The following is a 25147-nucleotide window of genomic DNA, read 5'->3' as shown; positions in this document are numbered from 1 at the left end:
CATGGCAGTCAATAGCAATACATCGCTGTCGCGCTCGGCGACAATCCAGGTTCATGTTGTCTACGCGCTCATCATGCGCGAGATCATCACGCGCTATGGACGCCATAACATTGGTTTCGCGTGGCTGTTTGCTGAACCGATGCTGTTTACCGTAGGCATCATGGCGCTGTGGACGGTCATGCACAGCGCGGATTCAAGCAATCATTTGAATATTATGGCGTTCGCCATCATCAGCTACTCAACCGTCCTCAACTGGCGGAATACAATCGGACGCTGCGCACTGGCGGTCGAGCCCAACCTCGCCCTGCTGTTTCACCGAAACGTGAGAATCATTGATCTGTTCGCCGCGCGCATCATACTAGAAATCGTAGGCACAACCTTGTCGATGATTGTGCTGCTCGCCGTTGCCACGCTGATCGGTCTTATTGCTCCACCTGCAGATATTCTGACCATGGTCGCCGGCTGGGGAATGCTCACGTGGTATTCGTCAGCAATGGGATTGCTCCTCGGGGCGCTTTGCGAATACAGCGACACGATCGAACGGCTGTGGCACCCAATTTCCTATTTCCAACTCCCCGTATCCGGCGCATTTGTTCTCGCGAGTTGGCTACCACCGAATTTGCGAGAGGTCGTTCTGTGGTTTCCGGCAGCGAATTGCACTGAGCTATTCCGATCTGGATATTTCGGCAATGCGATCAAATCGTACTACGACATTCCCTATACAGCGGCGGTTTGCCTTATGCTGACGTGGATCGGGCTTGCGCTTCTCAAGGACGTGTCGACCAAGGTGGAGCATTGATGTCCCTTACGCTCAGAAACGTTGACAAATTCTACAAGACTCGAAGTGGCAATAAGCTGATACTCGACAGTATCAATCTCGAGATCAGCAAGGGTGAAAAAATCGGCATTCTTGGACGAAACGGCTCCGGGAAATCGACGCTGATCCGGTTGATCAGCGGCTCCGAACAGCCAAGCGCCGGCAAAATCTCGCGCTCGATGAGCATATCCTGGCCGTTGGCGTTCTCCGGCGGCTTCCAAGGCAGCTTGACTGGCCTTGACAATCTCCGTTTCATTTGCCGCATCTATTCGGCATCCCTCAAGGACGCGCTTCCTTTTGTCGAAGAATTTTCGGAACTCGGCATGTATCTGCGCGAGCCTGTCAAAACATATTCGAACGGGATGCTGGCACGACTGGCCTTTGCCATTTCGATGGCAGTCGAATTCGATTGCTTTCTCATCGACGAAGTCATCGCAGTAGGTGACTCCCGCTTCCAGAAGAGATGCCATGCGGAACTCTTCACGAAAAGAGCAGACCGCTCCATGATCATGGTGTCTCACGAGCCGCATATGATTCGCGATCATTGCACAAGAGCATGCGTCCTTGAAAACGGTGTGCTTTCCGAATTTTCCGATGTCGATTCTGCCTACGAGTTTTACAGCGACATCATCAGCCGGCAACGGCAATAATACCCTGCCATAGCAATAACAAAACAAATTTCAGGATGTCTTGGAGAGCAGCATGAAAATCGGCGTGCTTACGATCAACGACTCCGCCCTTCTGCAATCGGACGGTCACCAGTCGTACTGCAACGCATGGCAGTACGAACACGCCATTTATACGTATCGTGGCAACAATCCGATCGATCTGATACACCACGTCGAAAGCCTCGTCCAGCATGCGGACTGGACACTTGTCGCCCACCAGCACGTCGACCTCGCCGGTTTCGGCATTCCTGTTCAGGACCTCATCGAACGCGCGAATACCTCCGCCCCACTGATTCTCGTTCACACCGCGCGTGATATCGAGCAGCAATGGCCTGCCCTTTCCGACAGTCTGATGCTGATCCGGCATACGCAATCGACCCAGGCCTTTCTCCATCTCGCAGCCTCCGCTACCGATATGGAAATCAGCCAGTGGCTAAACAAGGAAATTCATGACAGCAATCACCTAGCATTGGAAAGCAGACTCGCTTTTGCGCTTCAGACGAGCCAGGTTCCGCATCACTCGCTAACGCTTCCGCGGTCAGCCTTAGCCGCCAAACCGAGTCTTGCCAAGGCATGGTCAATCCTCCAAAGTCCGATACAGTCGCGCCCCCATCTCCCCGACAATGTCCGATATTGGACTCAATCAGATGAATTTCGAAATTTCGGCGACTACCTCACCGAATATTTTTTTGAAAAACTGTTCTACGGAGTCGACGTCAACGCGCAAACGATTCACGTCGTCGGAAGCGTCATTTCCGATGAGTGGCTTCCCTCAAGCCGCAACCGGGCAGCGCAATCAGGCAGCCAATCAGATACGACAATATATTGGTCGTGTGGTGCTCGCAGCCGTAGCAGCCTGAATCGCCGGAATCTCGATCTATGTAGAATTGCATGTGTCAGGGGACCGCTCACACGAGACGCCCTTGGATTGCCGAATCAGATTCCACTCGGTGATTCCGGCTTGCTGCTCCCCGCCCTCTATCAGCCAAAGCGCGATGCAGCTTATATCGGCAAAACCCTGACCATTCCTCACATCGAGGATCCACTCGATGACGAAACATTGATCGCGCGCACGGGTTGCAACATAGTGCTCCGACCGAAACTCAGCCCTTCGCTGAAGTCGATCGAGGAGTTCATCGACCGGATAGCATCTGCGAAATTCGTGCTCTGCGGGTCGTTGCATGCCGCCATTACCGCCGCAGCATTTGGCATCCCGTTTGCCTATCTCAAGGGCGGGAAAATTGATATTCCATTTAAATGGGAGGATTTTTCGGCGAGCGTGGGTATTCCTTGCCACTTCATTGGCGACGTCGAATCGGGGGCGAGCCATTATGAACGACGAATTAAACCCAACTTTCGACCGCCGGTCCTGACGTCGATGCTTCTAACCGCCCCCTTCCCCATTCGCCCAAAGGCGCTTCTAAACGTCTATCAGCGCGACACTGCGCTACATGGGGATTCCGTCGCTCGTTTGATCAACGCAACCCAAGAACACCCATTTTTTATGGATTTCTATGGAACTCCGGGGCCAGTCGGCGATGTGCACGAAAAAAGTAAGCCCAAGCTCGACATGCTCGCTCAGCAAGCAGATCTGCTCTCCACCGCTTCCAGAGAAGGTGGAAAACTAAAACTTGAAGTATGGAAACACTCGGTGACTCGATAAAATATTTTCGATTCTTTCAGAATAAATCACAGAAAGAATCGAAACAAAATATTTTAACCCACCACCAAATTCAGCACAAAATCATCCAGCTCACTTGATTTTATTTCAGACACAACAACATCAATCGAATCGATCGACATCTCAGACTCTCCCCGCACCAACACAATAACCTCAACCGCAGTCAGATCTATCGCCGAATAGCACTCAAAAACCAGTGAAAATTGTCCTCGGTTCTGCGCCATAGAATGCGCAACCAATTCGAATTTACCAAAATCACGAGTAATCCGAATTAACACGCCCTCACATTTCTCTGATTTTCCAGAAATTGTTACAAAAAACATCCCCGCCGGTACATTGACATAAGGCCCGTATACTAGCGCCCCAGCTTTCGCCGAGCTCGCGATTATATCGCCGTTTTTTATACCAACCTGGGTCTGTATTCTTTCGTTCGACATCAAAAAAGACTGCTTCCAGCCTGATAACCAAAGATCAAATTTCTCTCTGATCTGATCTGGCAGCAATCCCCGAACGTAATCTACCTCACCCAACCGAGCACTATCCAGTCCGGTCACATTCATCGACACATACGCAACGACCAGCATATATGCCTGCAGAGTTTTCCCACTGTATGCGAACTGCTCCGCGAGGCTCACCAATGTGTCGATGACCCATTGAGGGTGCGTGGCCAGTCGCTTCGCGAAGAACGCGAACAATCTGACGGACAACAGGCCATCGCGATTTGCTGCTCGCAGAATCATCAACTTCGCATAGGTGTACGACATCTCCTTTACCTTGCGCTTTAGTTCGACCGGCGAAATCACTTTTCCTGCAATGAACTCAGTGATGAATTGCTTCAGTTGACGGCTTTCCACCAGCGCTGTGGTAGTGGGATGCCCCGAGAAAGGCAGCGCAAAATCTTGGCCGGTAGGAAATATTTCCCTGAGACACTGGAAATGCCAGCGATCGAGTTTGTCAAATGGATCGTAGAAGACGTGCGCTTTCATATTACCGCCTTCCGTCCATTTGTGACGAAATACGATAGTTCTCAATTCGTCCCATCGATTCTCACTGGGCGCAATCAGTGGGTCTACAGAATATTGAGGGCTCAGTGCAACAATTTCTTGAAGTCGCAAAGCGTTTGCGAAATAAAACAACGCATACGCCCCCATACTCGATCCGTAGCCAATCCGGCGTTTGTATGCATGGATAACCGATTTCGCGACGTCATTGAGATCGGCTACAGCGATATCCTGATACCAGTTGTTAATCAGCGGCTTGAAGCACAGGACGTCGCATCCGAGAGCCGGAATGATGTCCTCACCAAAACCCCGACGCTCCGCACCGGGAACTCCATAAGGCTGAAATGTGATCACGAGGGTATCCGACCCGATCGAAGTTAGATCAGCAATGGTCGATCCGTTATCGAAGATCCGCCGTCGGATGCGATCGCTCGTCTGCGTGTCACCTGTCCGCTTGATGGCTATGCCCGAGATGCACGCATCCGTTGCTACATCGACGAATACTCGAATCTCGACGTCCCGACACGGCTTCTCTGCGGCGAAACTTAACTCCGCGATGTAGTCGTCGCCTTCCTGATCGCAGACTCTCTTCGAAGCGAGATATGTATCGCCACACTCAGACGTAACCTCAATCTCCAAACCATCGTCGCCCCCCCCCAGCAGCGATCCAATTATCGTGATGCTATAACAACCTGCGTCGAGCGCGACATATGGGCCGTACATGAGCATGCCGGATATACCGGTGGAGCGAATCACCCCTTGTTCGCGCTTGCCTGCCTGAGTTCGGATCCTTGAATCATCCGCGCCGATCGACAGCACATCTTCACCAACTTGCTGACCGCCACCGCTCATAAGTTTATTTTTTCCTCTGATTTATCGACGAGTGAGTACTACGCGACAGCCAAGATAAAGCGCATGAATGACTTGCCCACAGCACGCTTGGCACCTTTAGGTACAGTCCAGCACTCGAGCAAACGGGAAAATTTCATCGCTCAACCAAAAATTTCTCCTACCACCACCCGAATCCAATCGAAAATCAATCTCGACATAAATAAAATTAATCACAATCTGGCGCCACCCATAGCTCAGCCGGAGATTTATTAACGTAAACAATACCACTCGACAGTATCGTCCTTCGCAATAAATTTCGAATACGTGTCAAAACTTCAAGATCCCCATCCATCTCGGCTTTTTCCGCCAACCTGTCGGTCGCCCACATCGCCCATGCAACTCCAGGTTTTTCACTTTTTACGAAACTGGATAGTAGCCGTTCTGAGCGAGCGACACTCCTCTTCATAGAGCTCGAAATCAGTGTCGACATGTATCGAGTCCGCCTCGCACGCAAGTTCAATCTGACTTCTCTGAAATTCGGCTCCACATTGTCCAGCAATGCAACCAGCACATCGCCAACGCAAGGTCCATTTGATATTGCTGACTGAGCAAGGTGACCGGCATAGGGAATCTTAATTTCCCTGGTCGCCCCAAATCGAAGCCTCAATTTCTCTACATGCAACTGATCGAGGTCGTTTTTCGGATCAAACAATATATGCACCGCGCCTGTATAAGTATTTTCACCCCAATCGTGCGAAAATCCGGCGCTGGCAACCAAACTACTCCAACGATTCTCAAAATTTGCCAAACTCTTTCTAACCGAATATTGCGGGCTGAATGCAATCACGTTTTGCACACCAAGTCTGGATGCAAAATAGAGCGCCGCATAGCCACCCATGCTTACGCCGAATGCGAGTCGCTCCTTATATACGGAGATGCTCTTCAATAAATTTCCACCACGAAAACTTGCTACGTCTTGGTACCAGTTATCACATCGCTGCGTGAAATACAGCAAGTCGTAGCCACGGCTCGACCAAAATCTCCAGTCTTCAATCTCGTTCGCCGCACCATACGAATTCATGGGATAAAAAACGATCGCAAGCCGCCCGAACCCGGCGCACCGTAAGATTCCGACCGTATTCCCATTGTCGAATACCTTATGCGAGTCCGAGGCGGATTCAACCTGGACACGATTGATTTTTAGGCCACGACATTCTGAATATATTGAATTTTCAACAAAAATTCTGATCTCGACATACGATGCACTCGACTTCAGATCGAACTCTACTGCACCAAAGTCGTACAAAGCATCGTCCCCTTTCACCGTCTTGCTTGCAAGATAAACCTCGCCTGCATTGGCGGTGACCTCGATCATGAATTTCCCCTGCCGAGCCAAATACGCTTCTCCGGCGAAATCCACAACATATTTACCAGGATCGAGATCAATATAAGGGCCGTATATTAGAAAACCGTTCGGTTGAAACGAATAGACTGCCCCCTGGTCCGATGGCGTGCCGATTTCAGTGGAGAAACGCGCATCATCTGCACGCAGATCGAATACCAGCTCGTAGTCGATACGATCGAGGGCAACCGCATGACGCTCTTCCACCAACGTTCGCCCCAATAATTTCCGGATTTCCATATCACACCAAAACCATTCTTATCGTACCGGGTGCACGCATTTCAGCAAGCTTGAAGTTCGCAATACAAATCCGGGAGATGCGCTCCAGCCATGCTGTCACGCGATCTCCCGGATCTCGACGCTGCGTGTCCATCCAGCCCAGATGGGCCCGCGTCACCCAGCTTGGCGAATGACGCCTGCTGGGTAGTCCTTGATCATCCTACCGCGACGCAGCATCGCCAGGTTGTCGCCGGTTAGTTCGGCCGGATTGGTTTCCGCCTCCTTGGCAAGGAATGCCTTCGCCTTACCGAAACCGAGGCTCCAAAGCTCGACATTCGCGACATCATCGACTACATGAAGATGTTTGACGGATGCTGCCAGGTCTTTCACTGCCGTCAGGAATTCCGTCATCGACAGTCGAGCGAACTGCTGGCATGCCTCGATGTCCGGATTCTGCTTCAAGATGGCCCGGAACACGGCTACCGCGCGCAATTCATCATCGTAAGCGGCAAAGGAAGATAGTCGATAATTGCGGCGCGAATGCTGAATCGGCCCAGGCACCGGCGAACTCAGGTACAGGTTGGTCGAGCGCACCCCCCGCGACGTCACAAACGGCCGCCCCTCGTTGACCTGAGCACTGATGTTGCGCAACAGATCCAGTTTGCCCTCGAGTGTCGACGGGATCTCATACGAGCCACGTTCCGGTAATTTCTTCGCAATCGACAGCCACGCGGCATTGACGAAATCCGCGCCACCGAGATTAATGAGATCCATGACTGGCACCAGCCAATCCTGATCAACCAAGGCGATCACATCGGTCCGACTGTCGATCAACTTGTTCTCATATGCGAAGTCAAGTCTGATATCTGCGGTATTACCCGACTGGATAGCCTGGAGCGCAAGCTGCTTCCCGGCCAGCACAAGCCCGTTCGCAGCCTTCCCGCACTGCGCGACGAATTCAGATGTCTCCGTGTCGCTTGGCACTCTGGATAGCAAAGCCCGATACAGAGTCCGGCCGGCAAGTTCTGGAGTCAGCGAAAGCAGATCCTCTGCATCGACAGCCGTAACAGGAGGAGCATACCGCTCTGCACCGGAATCCAATTGCTCGAACAACGTGCCATAAACAGTGTTGAAGGAGTTCTTGCTCCGGAATTCGCGCATTCGTGCCAACGTAGCCGCATAGTAGCGCGGGTTCTTCAGACGTTTCAGAATCGTCGGGAAACTACTCTCGTCTGCGAAGATCGCACCTTCCGCCATATCAGCAAACTGATCCTCCGGCGAGGTGATCACCGGTCGATCCGCGTTGAGCGACACGCGCGCCGATCCCGTCGTAGCCCAATAGGCGATCGGGCCCTGTGGGAGATAAACGACATCGCCCTGCTTCAGGGTTTCCAGAACTCCTTCATCGCTCAGAAATTCATAGGTAACCTTCCCTTTAACACCCAGCCTACTGACGAGTTCCTGCGTCTCGGTAATGCGCTCAGGCGAGTCGCTTGCGAAGTTCGCTACCACCGCGGCATCGGCGGCCACACATGCTTCAAGGAACTTGTCGACTCGTTTCATCGGCGACAGAAATCCAAAATAGGAAACTTTCACGTCGCCCTGAAGGGCGTGTTCCTGGACCGTTGCGGCAGCGCGCGTCTCGTCGACGTCCTGTACGCCATGCTCCATGAAGATCGCTCGGGTGTGGCGCGTTGCTTCGCTGCTCAGCGAAATCAGCGGGATCTTCGACGCCAGGATCGCGCTCGTCTGCGGGCGGAAATCGGCGCGTTGCATATCGATCGTATGCATGACGATGGCCTGACGAAGCCACGAATAGCGCTGAGCAAGACCCGACATCGTCGTCAACAACGTGTCCGTGCTGTCGGGCCCCATCAGCGTTTTGTTGATCCCGTCATAAAGCCCGTATTCGTGCTGTACCAGCAAATATTTGTACTTCTTCGTACCTAGCAGCTTCTCGCACTCCTCGATACCTCGCAGCACATGCACGTGCCGGCCACCGTCTCTCAGTGCGCCAGCTACGTGCGCCGAGTAGCGACCGATACCGCACTGGCGCTCCCAACTTGCACAGACGAGCAGGACACCGTCTTCCCGTTGTTCGGCTTCGAGCGGGCGCAGCAACGATTGGCCCGGTTGAGCGAGTTTTTCTTGCAGGTGTTCGACGATCGAGGCAGCCGTGTTACTCCAGCGGCGTGGCGAATAACGTTGGCGAATCTCCTGTTCCCGAATCGCCCGTCGCTCCGAATCAAGCAGATAGCTGCGCACCAGGGAAACGAAGGCCGCCTCGTCATTGAGCTTGAAGTAATCCGCGAGATCTCCACCGACTTCGGGCAGGGAAGTAACGTCCGTGCAAACGCAGACCTTCCCGTACGACAGTGATTCGGCAATCGGAAGCCCCCAGCCTTCGCAGATGCTTGGGAACACCGTCATCAGGCAATTCTCGTAGAGCTTGCGCAGTTGGTCGTCGTCAACATCGTGCAGCGTGACCACGCGTCCGCCGCCGCAATTGGTCTCGGTCATTGCACGATTCAGGCTGTCCATCGCGTCGCCACGTGCACCCACGATCACCAGCACCGGGCAATCACCCGGGTAGCTTGCGCGCAACCGATCCCACGCACGGACGAGAAACTCGTGATTCTTTCGCTTGAAAATCGACGATACGTAAAGGACGTATCCGCTCTGTTCCCCAGCCTCAAAGATCGAGTTAACTGCAGACCAGTCGTTGGCCTTGTTCTTGCGCGACTGCAGCGGTCTGAAATCATCGCCAAGTTCGATCTTCTTTGTCTCGAGCAGCGGCCGACCAATCTCTGCCCGAAACTTGTTAACTTCTTCGCCGGAATGGTTCGAGTTGACAAAGACGATATCAGCCAGATTCAGCGCAGTATCAATCCATTTCCTGAAAATATTCGAACCACGCTCGCTGACAATCTGTGGATAGAAAATCTGCAAAAGATCGTGCACGAACAATGCGATTTTCGCGCCGCGGTCCTTGTAGGCCTTTGCGATCAGATTAGCTGGGTCATATTGCCATGCAGATCCGAGAATGAGCACAACGTCATTCCAGTGCGGCACGTATTGACGCTCTCCTGGAACCGGATCTTTCTGCAGGAACGCGTTGATACCGTCACCGCTCTTCTGGAAAAGCGCGCGCCGCAAATCAACTTCACTGACTTCGACGGGCAGCAGCTTCCAGTTCACGAGCGTGATGTTGCCGTCCCATTGCTCGTACAGCGCGAGCGCAACCTCTGCAAGCGTTCGCTCGATTCCGCCAACGTCGCCACCATTTGCAAGAGAATTGGCAAGGCCGGTCACGTCCAGAACGATGCGAGTACTGGTCGGCTCGTGCGGTTTCTCAAGCCCATCGATTGACTTTGCCAAATTGACGATATTTGCACGTTCGTCAGCAGGCGCGCTGAGGTCACTCTCAAGGCGACGCACCTCCATGCCTGCATTGAGCAAGTTCCCCGATGCAATCAATGTACGGCAAAGCGCTACCCGTCCGTAAAAATACTCAGGGAATTTTTCGTTGTATTTTTTGATGTAACCGGTCGCCTTCGACCAATCACGCTGCTTAATTGCGAGCTTCGACAACTGTTCGAAAAAGAATGCGTCGTCGTTGAAATTTTCGCCGCGGAACTTCGTCGGAAACGACTCATGAAACCGACCGCCGCCTTCGAGATCGTCATCGTTATAGTAAATCCAGAGCTTCCGCCGATAGATCTCTCGCGCCTCCGATAGACTCGGCTTCCAGTCTGACGACTCGGATTTCATCAGCGCGATCATCCGGTCGATCGCCTCCATTGCCTTGGTGCTGCCAAGACGCTCACCTGCTTCAGCCGCCTTGTCGAGCAGAACGACTCTGTCCGGAAATCTCTCAATCCCGCGCCATAGCACTTCTTGCGCGCGCGCAATTTCGTCAAACTGAATCAAGGCGTTGCCATGGGCGAGCCAATAGTCTGGATCGTCCCCGTGGCTTTCTTCCGCGCTCCCCCACAAATTCAGCGCCCATTGTTTTCTCCAAAGGCGAGTTTCTTCCTTCGCCTGCCTGATCAGGCTGTCGTCACGGACGTCGGACAGCATCGTAAAGTCTGTACTCACAAGTTCCCTTCGCACGTCGGCATTGTTCGGATCAAATTCTTTTGCTTTTTGATAAAAATCAAACGCCTCGTTTGGCAGGCCTTGAAGTTTTTTTAAATGCCCAATTTGCAGAAAGGTGTCCGCCACATCAGGCGCGAGCGTCAGTGCCTGCTCATAGGCAGCCATCGCTTCGCCGTGATTTCCGGACTCCTTGAGCATATGCCCATACTGAACCCACACCTTGTACACATCAGGTGATATCTTCAGCGCTCTCTCATAGTATTTGGCAGCCTCGCCCCACTCACGCCTCCTCGCCATTTCACGAGCGGAGCGAATCAGTCGAGATGAGACCATATTTTTTATGATAACCCCGGAATTCATCAGACCGTCTATTTTCGGCATTTTCATGCACACCACCTCAATTCGAATTTCCGAACACCAAACTCGAAATCAATTAACCAAACCATCATAAAGAGAAGCCAATCGCCTGCAATACTCGTCACCAGAGAAATAGCGAGCCCGCACCATTCCTCTTTCCGTTAGTTGCTCCCGCAGATCATCTCGCACGTCGAGAGCCCGAATTCCCTCGGCGATCGCACGAACGTCATAGGGATCGACCAACAATGCAGCATCACCGGCCACTTCTGGCAACGATCCTTCGGTCGATGTCAACACCGGTGTCCCCATGCTCATCGCCTCCAGCACCGGCAGGCCGAACCCTTCATAAAGCGATGGAAACAAAACCGACCGCGCCCCCTTGATCAGCGACGTCAGCAACGCTCGGGAAACATGACCAAGCCGCACAATCCTTGTTCCATTGGCTCTCGGGACCTGGTTGAACGACTCGAATACCGCCATCTCTTTTTCACAAGACCACCCCTCCTTGCCCACGACTACAAGCGGGTAGGGCGACCCACTCAGCGCATAGGCGTCGAGGAGCCTCAATACGTTTTTCTTCGGTTCGATTGCGCCGAAAAATAAATGGTACTTCCGAGGCTCGACGCCACAGATATTCCCGACCTCTTGTCGCACGGCTTCCAAATCCGCGCTTCCGTCATTCCATTCACCAACAACGGATTGCCATGTATTGGTCACCTTACCCGGCGGCACACCGAGAATATCGATGATGTCCTTTCTCGACGTCTCCGAGACCGTAACAATGTGATCGTAACGAGCAACAATGTCACTCAGGAGTCCAATGAACCTTTCTTTGTTACCAAGAGAGGCATTCGGCAAAATCAGCGGCACGAGGTCATGAATCGTGCAGATGTTGACAGCGCCGCTCACCGTCACCGGTACCGGGTAGGTAAAGTGAGCGATATCGACTGGCACCGCCGAGTGTACTGTCTGAAATTTCCCGTCAACGTCGTAATTCTTGGCCGCCTCGTCGAACAATGCGTCGGCATTCAATCGAAAATCACAATAAGGCGCACGATCCTGCTGCCCTTTCGTGATTACCTTCCCCGAGAAATCGAGCCGCTCGGCGAATTTCGGCTTGACCCTACCGCTTATGAACGTCCGCACACGATCCTTTAGCTTGATTTTTCGGGACTTGTGTGGCACGTTGGAATAAAACATCAACTCCTTTAGCAAGGGATTCGCAGGAAGGCCATTCATTCCGTACAGAATGCCGACGCGCCACCCCAACTCATGAGCCGCGAAACTCAGGTTTCTTGCGTACGTTGCAATTCCCGTTCCGTCTGGCAACGCCAAGTTGAAACCATCAATTAATATCGTCCTAGATGACATAATTATCGACTATCGTGCGAAATTCATTCCTCTCGCGACGCAAACCCCGGAGCCCCCGAGCAAATTTACGCACCACTACAGAAGATCGGTTGATACTCAATACCGGCGGACCTTATTTAAAGGTTTGTACCCCTGTAACCACCGGATAAGCGACGGAGAACACCAAATTCAACACCTTCTGCATCTGTGTGACCGGCGCATCCGACACATACAGCAAGTCTTTGTTGTCCATCATGAAGCTCTGGGCGACAAAGAACGAGTTAGGATCCCTCAGATCCAGCCGATAGATAACGGGAACCTTGCCATCGACAGTCGTGCGCGCCGGTTGGTTCGGCCAATTGAGCGAATTCGAATTTTCCATCCGGAAAATAAATACGCCCCGCGCGTCTGAGCGATTATCATCGAGACCACCCGAGCGCGCCAGCGCCTGCGCAAGCGTAATGCCTTGCGCTTCGAAGTTGACCTCCTGATTCTTCCCGGTCGCACCTAACGCTGTGAAGCTATACGGCTGGAACAGTGCAGTCACTACGTCGCCGGCCCTGAGCGGCACGTTCTGACGCGGATCGCGAATAACAGTCTGAAGAGGTTCCGATGCGACGGTGTCGCCGCGCGTCACCTGGATCATGATCTTGTCCACTGGCTGCTTCACGCCGCCTGCCGCCGCCAGTGCATCAAGTACCCGCTCGCCACGCGCACTGAGTTGCATACGGGTACTGCTCGATACGTCGCCCACCACGGTCACGTAGGATGTCTCATTGCGAGCTAGACGCACCAGCACCTGCGGATCGTGTGCGAGTTTCTTCAACCGGCTGACGATATAGGCCTGTAGTTGAGTAGGTGTGCGCCCCGCCGCCTTCACGGCGCCCACGAAGGGAATATTGATATTGCCGTCGCCATCAACGACCTGTACGGGCAATGTAGTCACGCGCGCGCCGCTCGGTGTGCCAACGCTACTGCTCGTCGTATCGGCAGCGCCGCCACCGAACAGCGTAGCTGGCGGAGCCTCCCAGATCGATACCTCCACCGTATCGCCCACACCAAGCTGTTGACGGAACGAAGCATCATCGCCAAGTGCCTTCGCGAAATCGGTACTGGCGCGTCTCGCAAATAATTGCCTTGCTACAGCATCTGTCACATCGACAATCTGAATCCCTTGAGGATTGCCCTGCGTTCCTGCGTCGCTGATCTGCGACCGGCTCGGCCCGGCGTTCGGAATTGCTGAACAGCCGGCAAGCCCAATCACCCCGCCGACAATTACTGCCACCCACCCGCTACGACTTAAACTCTGCATTTTACACAATCCGATCACTCAAGGGTCGGCGCCGAGTATCGCACGATGTAGAATGAATTTGTGTACCGTTGACAGAAATCTTCGATCTTCCGCGAAGTCACCCGGCAGACGTTTCGATCGTGCCAAACATGCAAATATTGCACTCGTGTTAAATATACTGTTGGATGTTTCCCGACTGCTGAGGCGTCTTTCTGACGGCCTGCTTCCAACCGGGGTAGATAGGGTTGGGCTGGCGTACCTGCGCCACTACCACACGCAGGCCCGCGCAATATTGAGCGAGGCGGGGCAGTCAAAGATTTTGACTGAAAAGCATTCCCGTCAGGCTTTCGACTTGCTGCTCGAGTCGTCCTGCTCCAAGTCAGACGTGCTCGCCCTACTTGCCCGAAGTCTGCTTGCGCCGTCGCGCCAGAGTTTCACTCAAGCGATTCTGCTGCATACGAGCCATAACGGCATGGAACAGTTGCGCTATCACCATACCATGCAACGTCGAGGCGTCAAATCGATTTTCATGATTCACGATTTAATCCCGCTAACTCATGCGGAATATTGTCGCCCCGGCGTTGATACCGCACATCGCCTGCGTATCCACACGGCGCTGCGCCATGCCGACGGCCTGATCGCCAACTCCCAAGACACACTAGATGCGCTTGAAACCGAGGCACGCCGAGCGAATTTACCCCTGCCACCGAGCGTGGTGGCCCGGTTAGCACCTGGTGTTGCAACACGCACCGAGGATCCTCGCCCGATTCCCCCCCCTTACTTTGTCATGCTTGGTACGATCGAGCCGCGCAAGAACCACTGGTTCATGCTCCATCTGTGGCGCAAATTGGTCGAACAGCTTGGCCAAAGCTCGCCAAAGCTCGTCGTAATCGGTCGACGCGGATGGGAATGCGAGAACGTAGTCGACATGCTCGAGCGCTGTGAACGCATCAAGGGGAGTGTGCTCGAAATCCCCGACTGCACCGACGACCAACTGCGTACCTGGCTTCAGCATGCTCGCGCGCTCGTGTTTCCATCATTCGTCGAGGGCTACGGCATGCCGCTCGTCGAATCGCTAGCACTTGGCGTACCGGTACTCGCCAGCAATCTAGGCGTATTTCATGAAATCGCGGGTGACGTCCCCGACTACCTCGACCCACTCGACGGTCCGGGGTGGCTCACAAGAATCCGCGCTTATGCACGGGAGGAAAGTCCTGAGCGCGATGCACAACTTGCGCGCATACAGCACTTCAAGGCACCGACCTGGTGCGAGCATTTCGAACATGTCGACGGCTTTCTGAAAACGTTATTCCAATGAGCATCAGAATGCCTGACGACCGGACACACGGCCTCCAAGTCTGGCCAAACGGACTCATCCCGCGTGCGACCGGGCCAGCACTTTCTTGGTTTGCTGCGCCGCTGCCCCATGCCACCATGCCCGCTTGGCGAGCCTGCATCGATATCCAACTGACCGCCCGTCAGTCAGCGCACGAGAACATCACAACACTAATGGAGCGTTTTCGCGACGCTCGCCCGTTCGACCGCATCGATACAGTCTCTCATCCCCACCCTGGATTGCTCGACGCATCTCCTATGCCTCGCATCCTGCTGATCGACGAACCCGCCGTCACATATCTCGATCGCAACGCGAAGGAGCGCAAGCGTCAGTTTGCCCGGATGGTCACGACAGCATATGCAGCACATCCCGGCGCCCAGTTCTGGTTCGCACGTAGCAGCGCACATACCGGCAGAAAATGGCTGGCGGAACACCACCCCGACTGGCTAACCTCGCCGAGATATATCGATATGCACGGCTCCCTTTGCTCAGCGTTGCAGCATGTCGATGCGATATATACGGTTTCTGCACCTGAAGGAATACAAGCACTACTGCATGGCATTCCAGTTCACGTGTTCGGCACCCCTTGGTATGCCGGATGGGGGCACACGCATGATCATGTCGATCAAACAGGAAACCGTGCAGACGTCACGCTCGAAGCGCTCTTCGATACAGTATTCGTCAGGCTCTCCCGACATCTCGATCCGGCCACCCATGAATATGGATCGCTCGACGCCCTGCTGAACGGCATAGAGACGCATCGCGCGACGGCCTCACGCTTCGCCGACCTCAAGAAAGTGGCCGCCGTACGATTCCAGTGGTGGAAGCGCCCGCTCGTCACACCCTACTTGACAGCAGGCGACGGCACGCTTCGCTGGGTCGACGACACCCTGCAGGTTCAACCGGGCGAACTTGCCGCATTCTGGGGTGCGCGTAGCCCCGAAGGCCTCTCACCCGGCGTACCCACGATCCGCATCGAGGACGGCTTCCTGCACTCGACTGGTCTGGGCTCGGATCATGTCGCTCCACTAAGCCAGGTCATCGATCGTCGCGGCCTGTATTTCGACGCTGGCAGCCCGAGCGATCTCACCGAGATTCTGAACGAAGCAGCATTCGATGCGTCCGAACTCGCACGAGCAAAAGCGCTTCGTCACGAGATCACGCGACTGGGTTTGACCAAATACAATCTCGGCCGCCGCAAGCCGGGCTGGTGCGCGCCGCCGGAAAAGCGCATCGTCCTCGTGCCAGGACAAGTCGCCGACGATGCGTCAATCCGGCTCGGTACTCGCGGCATCTCGACGGTCGAGCAATTGCTGCGCGAGGTCCGCACGCGACGGCCTGACACGTTCGTCGTATACAAACCGCACCCGGACGTACTGTCCGGCAATCGACAAGGTCTGATCGAAGCGGAAAGTCTTGCCGACATCGTCGATACGAGCGCCGATCTCATTTCACTGATCGAGGCGGCCGACGAAATTCATACACTTTCCTCTCTATCCGGTTTCGAAGCGCTTATTCGCGGCAAGGCAGTTCACACTTATGGCCTGCCGTTTTATGCCGGCTGGGGGCTCACCGACGACACACTCAAACAGCCGTGGAGGAAACGCCAGTTGTCGCTCGACATGCTGGTCGCGGGTGCGCTGCTTCGCTACCCGCTTTACTGGGACTGGTCGCTAAACCTATTCACAACGCCGGAAGCAATCGTTCGGCAATTGGCGATTCCAGCGGCGAGACCACTTGAAATAATACATCGCAACCGTTTGCGCTTCTTGATGAAGGCTCTGCGCTGGAGCCGAAATGGCATCCATCATCTTGCGTGGCGTCTGAAGCGAAAATGAACCGGAAGCCCCCAAGTCTCTTGCCCGCTGTAATCAGGAGAAAAGTACCATATCGAAAAATTTAAATATTATTAATATCCGTGTCGCGCAATCTATGAAAAAATGCGCACTGCACCAAAAGCATACATCGCTCGATAAGCAATCAGGGACCAGGAACTTCCTTCATGAACATCTATCCGGTAATTCTCTGTGGCGGCAGCGGCACCCGCCTTTGGCCGATGTCGCGCGGCGGCTATCCCAAGCAGTATCTGAAGTTGATTGGCGAGGAAACGCTCGTCCAGCAGACGGCACTCCGTCTCAGCCACATTCCGAACGCCGCAAACCCGATCGTGGTTACGAACAGCGAACAACGCTTTCTCGTAGCCGAGCAGCTTCGCCGGGTCGGCGTCACGCCGTCGTCCGTGGTACTCGAGCCCGTGGGCCGCAACACCGCGCCGGCCATTGCCATTGCCGCGTTACTCGCGCTGAATGATTCGCCAAATGCCCTGTTGCTCGTCCTGCCGTCCGATCATATGATCCAGGACGACAAGGCCTTCATCGCGGCAGCGCTCGAAGCCGCGCAAATCGCGGCGGATCGACACCTCGTCACGTTCGGAATTGCACCTACCGAGCCGCATACCGGCTATGGATATATCCGCCGTGGCGCGACCGTCGCCGCTGGCAAATCGGTCTACAAGGTCGATGCCTTTGTCGAAAAACCCGACGTCGCCAAAGCGGAAAGTTTCATTGCGGATGGCAGCTATTACTGGAACAGTGGAATGTTCATGCTGAACGCCTCGACGTATATCGAGGAGTTGAAGCGCCACGCCCCGGAAGTCGCTCGGCAAGCGGAACTGTCGCTGGAATCCGCTCAGCGCGACGTGGATTTCGTCCGTCTCGATCACGAATCATTTGCCGCATGCCCCAACATCTCGATCGATTATGCGGTGATGGAGAAAACGAACTGCGCAGCGGTCGTCGAAACCGCGAATCTCGGCTGGAGCGATATCGGCTCCTGGGACGCGCTCGCCAATATTGCTGAAACTGATGAGCAAGACAACGCGCTGATCGGGGATATCTACGCATACGACACGACGAGCTCCTATATTCGTGCCGAACACCGCATGGTCGCCGCGATTGGAGTCGACAACCTGGTGATCGTCGAAACCGCCGACGCGGTGCTAGTCACGCATCGCGAGAAAGCGCAAAACGTCAAGAAAATCGTCGAATGGCTCAACGCTTCCGGCCGTCACGAATCGATTACCCACCGCCGCGTCGTACGCCCGTGGGGCGATTACGAAGGTCTCGACCAGGGTGACCGCTTCCAGGTCAAGCGTATCGTCGTGAATCCGGGCGCACAGTTAAGCCTCCAGATGCATCACCACCGCGCCGAGCACTGGATTGTCGTGAAGGGCACCGCCCTTGTCACGAACGGCGACAAGGAAATCATGCTGACGGAGAACCAGTCAACCTACATTCCACTGGGTACGACACACCGCCTGAGCAACCCCGGCAAGATCCCGCTCGAACTGATCGAAGTGCAGTCGGGTTCGTACCTGGGTGAGGATGACATCGTCCGCTTCGAGGATACTTACGGCCGCGTGCCGAAGTAAGCGGAGTCGTCGGGCTCGCGTCGTCGAGCCGATCTCCGTGCCGCCCTGTGCGGCACGGAGCCATTTCCGGCATCTGACGCAGTCGTTCGATCCGGCTTGCCCCACAGCCGCTGTTCACGCGCGACGAGTGCGTGCATCTGCACCGCGCCGCAACAGCCACCGACAGGGTTGACTTTAGTTTCAATCCGCACCGCCGGATACCCGCGACATGGCGCCGCCTTGACATTTCTTGAGCATCTCGCAGCATTCACTCGATTGCCGTGCCGTTGCTGCCCGGGTATAACTGCGGAGCCGGCGCACTCCGCGCCTCGATTCCCCAACCCGGAGAACGCATGATCGATCTCGCCACAGCCCAGCAATTCCTGATGACCCGCGGCCTCGACTTCGGCCTCAACCTCCTCGCCGCGATCGTATTGTGGTTCGTCGGCCGCTGGGCAATCCGCATCGGTACCCGCCTGCTCGGCAAGGTGGTGCGCCGCAGCGGCAAGGTCGACCCGACCCTGACCGACTACCTGACCTCCGTCGTCGGCGTGCTGCTGACGATCCTGCTGATCCTCGCGATCCTGCAGATCTTCGGCGTGCAGACGACCTCGTTCGCCGCCCTGCTCGCCGGCCTCGGCCTCGCGATCGGTACCGCCTGGGGCGGCCTGCTCGCGCATTTCGCCGCAGGCGTGTTCATGCAGGTGCTGCGTCCGTTCAAGATCGGCGACGTGATCAATGCCGGCGGCGTCACGGGCACCGTGAAGGAACTCGGCCTGTTCGGCACAACGATCATCACGCCCGACAACATCGTGACGATCGTCGGCAACAACAAGATCTTCTCGGACAACATCGCGAACTACAGCGCGACGTCGTACCGTCGTGTCGACCTGACCGCGAAGATCGCGAACGGCGTCGATGCGGTCGAGGCGATCAACCGCCTGAAGACGTCGATCCAGCAGATCCCGAACGTGCTGACCACCCCGGCGCCGGACGTCGGCGTGCTGCAGTTCACGCCGGAAGGCCCGCTGCTGTTCGTGCGCCCGTCCACGCAACCGGAAAACTACTGGCAGGTGTACTGCGACACCAACCGCGTGATCCTCGAGACGTTCCGCGACGCGCAATACCCGACGCCCGAAACCCCGATCTCGCATCGCAACGCGTAACGGCGGCACCGGACGAAAAAAAGCGTGGCACCCGCCACGCTTTTTTTATTGCCCTGAAAACGAAGCCTCCGCTCAACGCCCGCCCGTCTTCTGCGCGTTATCCGACTGCCGCCCGCGCACGAGCTTCCAGACCGCGCCGAGCGCGACCGGCACGACCGCCGCACCGATCCCGGCCAGCACGATCACGTTCAGATATTGGCGGATGAACGGGATATTGCCGAAGAAATAGCCGAGCAGCACAAGCAGCAGCACCCACACCAGCGCACCGATCACGTTGAACAACTGGAAGCGCGCGACGCTCATCGACGACGCGCCCGCAACGAACGGCGCAAACGTCCGCACGACCGGGATGAAGCGCGCGAGCACGATCGTCTTGCCGCCGTGCTTGTCGTAGAACGAGTGGGTTTTCTGCAGCGCGGCGCGATCGAGGAAGCGCTCGAGCACCGGGATATGGGTATTGAACACCTTCGGGCCAACCCAGCGGCCGATCAGGTAGTTCACGGTGTTGCCGGTGACCGCTGCGACGAGCAGCAGCACGATCAGCGCGCCGACGTTCATTTCACCCGTCGCCGCGAACGCGCCGCCGATGAACAGCAGCGAATCGCCGGGCAGGAACGGGAACACGACGAGCCCCGTCTCGCAGAACACGATCAGGAACAGCATGAGATAGACCCATGCGCCGTACTGCCGGATGAAATCGCCGAGGAAGGCGTCGATATGCAGGACCAGGTTGACGAAATGAAGCAGCGTATCCAAATGCGATTCCTCGATGGCGAAAGGGCCGGAACGGCCGAAAAAGGCTGACGCGCCCGCCGGTCAAGGCGGTGCGTGTAACGAACCCATGATACCGAAACTACCTTAAGGCTCCGTGAAAAAACGTAACCGCCGGTCGCCCCGGCACGCATTCGCCGCCTCGCTATAATTCGGCCATGTCCGATATCACCGAAACGGCCGCGGGCGCCGCGCCCGCCCCCGCTCCGCGCCCGCTGCGCGCGATCCAGCCCCTGCCCGACCAGCTGATCAGCCAGATCGCCGCCGGCGAGGTCGTCGAACGCCCGGCGTCGGTCGTCAAGGAGCTGCTCGAGAACGCGATGGACGCCGGCGCCCAGACGCTGCGCATCGTGCTGGAAGAAGGCGGCGTCAAGCGCATCTCGATCACCGACGACGGCTGCGGCATTCCGCCGGACGAGCTCGCGCTCGCGCTGATGCGCCATGCCACCAGCAAGATCCGCTCGCTCGAGGAGCTCGAGGCGGTCGCCACGCTCGGGTTCCGCGGCGAAGCGCTCGCGTCGATCGCATCGGTCGCCGAGATGTCGATCACGAGCCGGACGGCCGATGCCGCGCATGCGATGAAGATCGACGCGCAGACGGGCGTGCTGTCGCCCGCCGCCGGCGCGACCGGCACGACGATCGAGGTCCGCGAGCTGTACTTCAACACGCCCGCGCGGCGCAAGTTCCTGAAAAGCGAGCAGACCGAGTTCGGCCACTGCCTGGAAATGATCCGCCGTGCGGCACTCGCGCGGCCGGACGTCGCGATCTCGGTGCTGCACAACGGCAAGGCGGTCGAGCACTGGAATGCGACCGAGCCCGCGCAGCGCGTCGCGAAGATCCTCGGCGACAGCTTCGCAACCGCGCACCTGCCGCTCGACGAGCAGGCTGGCCCGCTGGCGGTCTACGGCTGCGCAGGCCTGCCGACCGCGAGCCGCGGGCGCGCCGACCAGCAATATTTCTTCGTCAACGGCCGCTTCGTGCGCGACAAGCTGCTGACGCACGCGGTGCGTGCGGCCTACGAGGACGTGCTGCACGGCGACCGCTACCCGTCGTACGTGCTGTTCCTCGACCTGCCGCCCGAAGCCGTCGATGTCAACGTGCACCCGTCGAAGATCGAGGTGCGCTTCCGCGATTCGCGCTCGATCCACCAGTACGTGTTCCATGCGGTCCAGCGCGCGCTCGCGCGCCACGCGGGTGCGTCGCCGGAAACCACGGCGGGCGGCCATGCCGCGCATCTCGAACCGGCACCGCGCGGGCCGTCGTCGTTCCTCGACACGCCGCTCGGGCAGAGCCAGGGCCACGCGACCGGTGGCAGCGGCGGCAGCGGCTTCTCGCCGTCGTCGTCCTCATCGTCAGGCAACACCTGGATGCGCCAGGCACGAATGACTCAGGGCACGCTGCCGGTCGCGCAGCCGCTCGCGCTCTATGACGCGCTGTTCGGCCGCAAGGACACCGGCGCCGGCACGCCGGACGGCACAACGACCATCGCACGCGATTCGGCCGGCGCACCCGTCGCGCCCTTGCCGGGCTTCACCGCCTCGCCGATCGCCGCCACCGCGCACGACGAGCAGCCGCTCGGCTTCGCGCTCGGCCAGATCCACGGCATTTACGTGCTCGCGCAGAACGCGCACGGCCTCGTGATCGTCGACATGCACGCGGCACACGAGCGGATCCTGTACGAACAGTTCAAGAACGCGCTTGCCGACCGCTCGGTCGCCGTGCAGGCGCTGTTGCTGCCGGTATCGATGACGGCCACGCCGATCGAGATCGGCACGGTCGAGGAAGAACGCGACACGCTCGAATCGCTCGGCTTCGACCTGGCGGTGCTGTCGCCGACGACGCTCGCGATCCGCGCGGTCCCGGCACTGCTGAAGGATGCCGACCTGCAGTCGCTCGCGCGCGCGGTGCTCGCCGACCTGCATGCGTTCGGCGGCTCGCGCGTGCTCACCGAGCGTCAGCACGAACTGCTCGGCACGCTCGCCTGTCACCACGCGGTGCGCGCGAACCGGCGCCTGACGCTCGACGAGATGAACGCGCTGTTGCGACAGATGGAGGCGACCGAACGCGCGGACCAGTGCAATCACGGCCGGCCGACGTGGTATCAGCTCACGCTGAACGATCTCGACCGCCTCTTCATGCGCGGCCAATGAGCGCGGCACCGCACTCCGGCCCGACGACGATCGCCTGCCTGCTCGGCCCCACCGCTTCGGGCAAGACAGCCGCGGCGCTGGCGCTCGCCGCGCGCCGCCCGATCGAGATCGTCAGCGTCGATTCGGCGCTCGTCTACCGCGACATGGATATCGGCACCGCGAAGCCGTCGCGCGACGAGCGCGCGAGCGTACCGCACCACCTGATCGACATCATCGATCCGGCCGACGCGTATTCGGCCGCGAGTTTCCGCGCGGACACGCTGCGCCTGATCGGCGAGATCGCCGCACGCGGCCGCACGCCGCTGCTCGCGGGCGGCACGATGCTGTACTACAAGGCGCTGACGCAGGGGCTCAACGACCTGCCGGGCGCCGATCCGGACGTGCGCGCGACCCTCGATGCCGAAGCCGAGCGCGACGGCTGGCCCGCACTGCACGCGCGGCTCGCACAAGTCGATCCCGATACGGCCGCGCGGCTCGCGCCGAACGATTCGCAACGGATCCAGCGGGCGCTCGAAGTGTTCATGCTGAGCGGGCAGCCGATGTCGGTGCTGCTCGCCGCGCCGCGGCGCACCGACGATGCGGCCGCCGCGTACCGCTTCGTGCCGGTCGCGCTCGAACCGTCCGATCGCGCGGTACTGCACGCACGGATCGCGCAGCGCTTCGACGCGATGCTCGACGCGGGCTTCATCGACGAAGTCGAGCGGCTGCGCCGTCGCGAAGATCTCCATCCCGACCTGCCGTCGATGCGCTGCGTCGGCTACCGGCAGGCGTGGGAGTTCCTCGACGGCGACACCGACTACCGGACGATGCGCGACAAGGGCATCTTCGCGACGCGCCAGCTCTGCAAGCGCCAGATCACCTGGCTGCGCGCGATGCCGGAGCGGATCGTCGTCGACTGTATCGCGCCGGACGCGACGGCCCGCGCACTCGACGCGCTCGAACGCGTGCTCGACGGCAGCACGCCGACCTGACCGCGTCAGCCACGCTCGCGCGCTGCCAGGCGCGCGCGGGCGCCATCGACGATCCACGCGACCCCGCGCTCGAACGCCTCGTCGCCGCTGCGCTCGCGCAGCGCGGCCCAGCCCTTCGCGAGCAGCGGATACTCGGCCGCATCCGGCAGCGGCGCATCGGCGTTGCCGCCCGGGTCCGCCTGCTCCTCCAGCACCCAGCCCACCACGAAGCGGCCCAGCGCATACATCACGTCGACCGCTTCGTCCGGCGCGAACCCCGCGTCGCCGAGCAGCGCGACCTTGCGTTCGATCGAGCTGAAATGCAGCGCGCGCGGCCGCGTGCCGGCATGCAGGCGCGCGCCGTCGCGATACGCCAGCAGCGCGCGACGGAAACTGCGCGCGTTGTCGACCAGCCACATATCCCACGCGTCGCCCGGCCGCGGCAGCGACCCATCGTGACGCTCGAGCATGATCGCCTCGGCCATCGCATCGAGCAGCTCGGCCTTGTTCCGGAAATGCCAGTAAAGCGTCGGCGACTGCACACCGAGCCGTTCGGCGAGCTTCCGTGTCGACAGCCCGTCTATCCCGACTTCGTCGAGCAGTTCGAGCGCCGCGCGCAGTACCGTGTCGCGCGTCAGCCGCGCCCCTGTGTCCTTCATCTCTATCACCGATAGGGAAAGCTGTGGAATAATCGCCACTCTATCACCGATAGAGTCACGCTCTTGAATCCGTCCCTGATTGCCATCCTGGCCACGGTCCTGCTCGACGCGATCGGCGTCGGGATCGTGATGCCGATCCTGCCCGGGCTGCTGCGCTCGCTCGCCGACGCAGGCAGCACCGACACCCACTACGGGATCCTGCTCGCGCTGTACGCGTTCGCGCAGTTCCTGTGCGCCCCGCTGCTCGGCGCGCTGAGCGACCGCTTCGGCCGCCGGCCCGTCCTGCTCGTATCGCTCGCGGGCGCGGCGCTCGACTACCTGCTGATGGCGCTCGCGCCGACGCTCGCGTGGCTGTACGTCGGGCGGCTGATCGCGGGCATCACCGGCGCGAACGTCGCGGTCGCGACTGCGTACATGACCGACGTCACCACCGAACCCGACCGCGCACGACGCTTCGGCCAGCTCGGTGCAATGATGGGCATCGGCTTCATCGCGGGCCCGTTGATCGGCGGCCTGCTCGGCGCGCTGCAGGTGCGCGCGCCGTTCGTCGCGGCCGCCGTGCTCAATGCGCTCAATCTCGCGCTCGTCTGGCGCGCGCTGCCGGAATCGCGGCCGCGTTCGGCCCGCGAAGGCCATGCGGTCGGTGCGCTCAACCCGTTCGCCAGCCTGCGCAGGCTGAGCGGCGCACCGGCGCTCGTGCCGCTGATCGGCATTTACGTGATCGTGGCGCTGGTGTCGCAGGCACCCGCGACGCTATGGATCCTGTACGGCCAGGAACATTTCGGCTGGTCGACGCCGATCGCGGGGCTGTCGCTCGCGGGCTACGGTGCGTGTCACGCACTCGCGCAGGCATTCGCGATCGGGCCGCTGATCGCGCGGCTCGGCGAACGCCGCGCGCTCGCACTGGGCCTCGCGGGCGACGCGCTCGGCCTCGCGGCGATCGCGTTCGCGACCGCCGCGTGGGTGCCGTTCGCGCTGCTGCCGCTGTTCG

The 25147-nt window shown here is 58.1% G+C and carries 17 protein-coding genes; 10 read left to right on the top strand and 7 right to left on the bottom strand.

All coding sequences use genetic code 11. The features are described from left to right. Window position 1 precedes the first annotated feature (1 nt). Genes G3N61_RS20935 through G3N61_RS20925 form a run of 3 tightly spaced genes read left to right on the top strand, consistent with a single transcriptional unit; the run spans window position 2 to window position 3148 of the window. On the top strand, window positions 2-799 hold the full coding sequence (locus tag G3N61_RS20935) for an ABC transporter permease (RefSeq protein ID WP_205823483.1): 798 nt from the start codon (window positions 2-4) through the stop codon (window positions 797-799). After that, window positions 799-1467, top strand: coding sequence for an ABC transporter ATP-binding protein (locus tag G3N61_RS20930; protein WP_205823482.1), 669 nt, complete (start codon window positions 799-801; stop codon window positions 1465-1467). The genes G3N61_RS20935 and G3N61_RS20930 overlap by 1 nt, the downstream gene beginning before the upstream one ends. Window positions 1468-1519: 52 nt before the next feature. Further along, complete coding sequence (locus G3N61_RS20925; RefSeq protein ID WP_205823481.1) at window positions 1520-3148, top strand: polysaccharide pyruvyl transferase family protein; 1629 nt, start codon at window positions 1520-1522, stop codon at window positions 3146-3148. A gap of 53 nt (window positions 3149-3201) precedes the next feature. Here G3N61_RS20925 and G3N61_RS20920 read toward each other — a convergent pair whose 3' ends face one another. From G3N61_RS20920 to G3N61_RS20900, 5 genes are all read right to left on the bottom strand, one after another. Next, the gene (locus G3N61_RS20920) at window positions 3202-5019 is read right to left on the bottom strand and encodes a hypothetical protein (RefSeq protein ID WP_205823480.1); all 1818 of its coding nucleotides are present in this window, start codon (window positions 5017-5019) and stop codon (window positions 3202-3204) included. Window positions 5020-5224: 205 nt separating this feature from the next. Further along, complete coding sequence (locus G3N61_RS20915) at window positions 5225-6640, bottom strand: hypothetical protein (RefSeq protein WP_205823479.1); 1416 nt, start codon at window positions 6638-6640, stop codon at window positions 5225-5227. A gap of 153 nt (window positions 6641-6793) precedes the next feature. Further along, window positions 6794-11104: a glycosyltransferase gene (locus G3N61_RS20910; RefSeq protein ID WP_205823478.1), complete on the bottom strand. Its 4311-nt coding sequence runs from the start codon at window positions 11102-11104 to the stop codon at window positions 6794-6796. 42 nt (window positions 11105-11146) lie between these two features. Continuing rightward, entirely contained in the window at window positions 11147-12274 is a 1128-nt protein-coding gene (locus tag G3N61_RS20905; protein ID WP_205823477.1) for a glycosyltransferase family 1 protein, read from the bottom strand. A 283-nt stretch (window positions 12275-12557) separates the two neighbouring features. Then, window positions 12558-13736, bottom strand: a complete 1179-nt coding sequence (locus G3N61_RS20900) for a polysaccharide biosynthesis/export family protein (protein WP_205823476.1) — start codon at window positions 13734-13736, stop codon at window positions 12558-12560. A gap of 145 nt (window positions 13737-13881) precedes the next feature. On the opposite strand from G3N61_RS20900, the gene G3N61_RS20895 reads away from it, so the two are divergent. The 4 genes from G3N61_RS20895 (at window position 13882) to G3N61_RS20880 (ending at window position 19626) form a co-directional block, all read left to right on the top strand. Next, window positions 13882-15033 (top strand): glycosyltransferase family 1 protein, encoded by a 1152-nt coding sequence (locus G3N61_RS20895; protein WP_205823490.1) that lies wholly within the window; start codon window positions 13882-13884, stop codon window positions 15031-15033. Next, the gene (locus G3N61_RS20890; protein ID WP_205823475.1) at window positions 15030-16889 is read left to right on the top strand and encodes a capsular biosynthesis protein; all 1860 of its coding nucleotides are present in this window, start codon (window positions 15030-15032) and stop codon (window positions 16887-16889) included. The genes G3N61_RS20895 and G3N61_RS20890 overlap by 4 nt, the downstream gene beginning before the upstream one ends. A 164-nt stretch (window positions 16890-17053) precedes the next feature. Then, a complete protein-coding gene (locus G3N61_RS20885) occupies window positions 17054-18481 on the top strand; it encodes a mannose-1-phosphate guanylyltransferase/mannose-6-phosphate isomerase (RefSeq protein ID WP_205823474.1) in 1428 nt (475 codons plus the stop codon). A 332-nt stretch (window positions 18482-18813) separates the two neighbouring features. Continuing rightward, entirely contained in the window at window positions 18814-19626 is an 813-nt protein-coding gene (locus G3N61_RS20880) for a mechanosensitive ion channel family protein (protein WP_205823473.1), read from the top strand. Window positions 19627-19698: 72 nt separating this feature from the next. Here G3N61_RS20880 and G3N61_RS20875 read toward each other — a convergent pair whose 3' ends face one another. Next, window positions 19699-20382, bottom strand: coding sequence for a DedA family protein (locus G3N61_RS20875; RefSeq protein ID WP_043189505.1), 684 nt, complete (start codon window positions 20380-20382; stop codon window positions 19699-19701). 173 nt (window positions 20383-20555) lie between these two features. On the opposite strand from G3N61_RS20875, the gene mutL reads away from it, so the two are divergent. After that, window positions 20556-22547 (top strand): DNA mismatch repair endonuclease MutL, encoded by a 1992-nt coding sequence (gene mutL, locus G3N61_RS20870; protein WP_205823472.1) that lies wholly within the window; start codon window positions 20556-20558, stop codon window positions 22545-22547. Then, entirely contained in the window at window positions 22544-23518 is a 975-nt protein-coding gene (gene miaA / locus G3N61_RS20865; protein ID WP_205823471.1) for a tRNA (adenosine(37)-N6)-dimethylallyltransferase MiaA, read from the top strand. The genes mutL and miaA overlap by 4 nt, the downstream gene beginning before the upstream one ends. 5 nt (window positions 23519-23523) lie before the next feature. Here the strand turns inward: miaA and tetR are convergent, their stop codons facing one another. Next, complete coding sequence (tetR, locus tag G3N61_RS20860; protein ID WP_205823470.1) at window positions 23524-24156, bottom strand: tetracycline resistance transcriptional repressor TetR; 633 nt, start codon at window positions 24154-24156, stop codon at window positions 23524-23526. Window positions 24157-24219: 63 nt separating this feature from the next. On the opposite strand from tetR, the gene G3N61_RS20855 reads away from it, so the two are divergent. Further along, window positions 24220-25147, top strand: a 928-nt coding sequence (locus tag G3N61_RS20855; protein WP_205823469.1) for a TCR/Tet family MFS transporter, incomplete at its 3' end; no start/stop codon positions are given.

The organism is Burkholderia sp. Ac-20349, assembly GCF_017104865.1.
GTDB classification, from domain to species: Bacteria; Pseudomonadota; Gammaproteobacteria; order Burkholderiales; family Burkholderiaceae; genus Burkholderia; species Burkholderia aenigmatica.
Note: the sequence above shows the minus strand (reverse complement) of the source record. Positions and strands in the feature narration are given on the sequence as shown.